The 2124-nt window shown below is 41.3% G+C and carries 2 protein-coding genes and 1 pseudogene; 1 reads left to right on the top strand and 2 read right to left on the bottom strand.

Features of this window, described 5'->3' with window-relative positions; genetic code table 11:
• The first annotated feature begins 742 nt into the window (after window positions 1-742).
• Window positions 743-1108 carry a LapA family protein gene (locus tag F6K38_RS40140; protein ID WP_008191653.1) on the top strand — a complete coding sequence of 122 codons (366 nt, stop codon included), beginning with the start codon at window positions 743-745 and terminating at the stop codon, window positions 1106-1108.
• Between the two features lie 309 nt (window positions 1109-1417).
• Here the strand turns inward: F6K38_RS40140 and F6K38_RS40135 are convergent, their stop codons facing one another.
• Entirely contained in the window at window positions 1418-1762 is a 345-nt protein-coding gene (locus F6K38_RS40135; protein WP_287257039.1) for a hypothetical protein, read from the bottom strand.
• 157 nt (window positions 1763-1919) lie between these two features.
• Window positions 1920-2124 (bottom strand): annotated as a pseudogene (locus F6K38_RS40130) (hypothetical protein); the annotation flags it as partial.

Genomic DNA, 2124 nt, shown 5'->3' with positions numbered 1-2124 from the left:
ACCGCTGACTGCTGACTGCTGAATGCTTGTGTACCCCTCTGTGATTTTTTCCATCTAGATTTTAGCTTACAATAATTGAGTCAAGTCTGATCTAGGGTAAGCATTCAGCTATCAGCTATCAGCGTGTCGTGTATCAGACGAATTAAAGTAGAATTAAAGTAGGGTGGGCAAAGTAATATAATCATTAATACTCAAAACAATCAAACTGTTTTTGCCCACCCTATCAGCGTGTCGTGTATCAGACGAATTAAAGTAGAATTAAAGTAGGGTGGGCAAAGTAATATAATCATTAATACTCAGAGGTTGTCTGAGAAGTCTCATTTGCTACATCCAAGCCCCCTAAATCCCCCAATTTTGGGGGACTTTTAGAAGCAAATTGACTCTTGTTCCCCCCAAAGTTGGGGGGCTAGGGGGGCAAAATTCAGTATCAAAAAACTTGGGAGATATCCTCTCAAAACAATCAAACTGTTTTTGCCCACCCTATCAGCGTGTGGTGTATCAGACGAATTAAAGTAGGGTGGGCAAAGTAATATAATCATTAATACTCAAAACAATCAAACTGTTTTTGCCCACCCTATCAGCGTGTGGTGTATCAGACGAATTAAAGTAGGGTGGGCAAAGTAATATAATCATTAATACTCAAAACAATCAAACTGTTTTTGCCCACCCTACAAGCTGATAGCTGACCGCTCACGGCTGAATGCTTACGATCTAGGGGATTACCAAGGAGTGAGTTGAGACTATGCGCTTATTATTTTTGATTTCGGGCTTCGTGATCGGCTTAGCTATAGCAGCTATCTTATTCGCCCTCCAAAATAAAACCATTGTGCCGGTCAACTTTGGGGTTTGGACTATAGAAGAACCCTTATCTATAGTGATTCTTTTAGCTCTATCTATGGGCTGTTTAACTGGTTTATTAATCTCCACACCTACCCTAATCAACCAAAGTCGTAAACTAGCTCGGCAACGGAAACGGATTAATGAGTTAGAGCAGGATTATAATGAAACAATAGTAAATATTGATAACCAACGCAAAAGAATACAGTACTTGGAAGATAGTTTGAAAACTAAGATAGGTGCGTCATCAGCAGAATCTGAGCCGCAATAGCTGGAAAAATAAGCATTCAGCGGTCAGCGGTCAGCGGTCAGCGGTCAGCGGTCAGCAGATTTAACTCAGATTAAACAAATGCTTACCTCTTTCTTTTATTCTAAATGCTTTCGTGATCAATAAGAATGTGCATAGCCCATAAATAAACTGTTCGCGTTCGCGGAGCGTGGCCATTCGCGTAGCGTGGCCAACGGCCAAGGCCAAGCGTGCGCGTAGCGCTAATCGCTGTTCGCTGTTCGCTGATAGCTGATAGCTGATAGCTGATAGCTGATAGCTGATAGCTGGTAGCTTACCTTTTACTTACCTATTTTAACTACTGATCAAGGATTCAAACTCAGCTTTTAATGATTCAAAATCTGCCACCCTTGACACCAGTAAATTATCCTTACCAGCATCATTTAATCGTTGTTTCCAATAACTGATGATTTCTGGGTGATTCATCCAGAATTCAATGACACTGTCTACAGCTTGATCTATACCCCAATCTGCCTGGGAGGGAAGGGTTTCAGCTGATTCAATTAAAGCATCAAGGGTACACTGATAAGTACCTAAGTATTTCAGTTTTGGTGGGACTTTTCTCTGACTCAACGTCTGTTGATGATTGAAAAAGTCTAGGACAGGAGATACTCCTAAGATTTCAAAGGTGTATTTCATAGGTTGAATACCTTCCTTTTTACCAGTTATCCTTTTTACCAGTTACCTCAACCTTTCCAGCCAAGGTCATCAAGATTGGTAGATTTTTATGAGTTTTATGTTCTGTGTTCTGGATAAGAACTCTGACTGTTGACCAATCCTATAGAACTGCTATGCACTAAATAATAAAGGAATTGTTAAATTGGTTTTGTAGTAATTGTAACACAATGTTATAGCCTGTAGCACAAGGGATCTCGGAACAGGGAATCGGGAATCGGGAATCGGGAATCGGGAATCGGGAATCGGGAATCGGGAATCGGGAATCGGGAATCGGGAATCGGGAATCGGGAATCGGGAATCGGGAATCGGGAATCGGGAATCGG

This window comes from Moorena sp. SIO3B2 (genome assembly GCF_010692525.1).
Taxonomy (GTDB): domain Bacteria; phylum Cyanobacteriota; class Cyanobacteriia; order Cyanobacteriales; family Coleofasciculaceae; genus Moorena; species Moorena producens.
The sequence above is the reverse complement of the archived record's forward strand: the minus strand, read 5'-3'. Positions and strand labels throughout refer to the sequence as shown.

Bases quoted from the DNA above. Each gene is read 5' to 3' on its own strand.
- F6K38_RS40140 (WP_008191653.1), top strand. From the start codon at position 743: ATGCGCTTATTATTTTTGATTTCGGGCTTCGTGATCGGCTTAGCTATA.
- F6K38_RS40135 (WP_287257039.1), bottom strand. From the start codon at position 1,762: ATGAAATACACCTTTGAAATCTTAGGAGTATCTCCTGTCCTAGACTTT.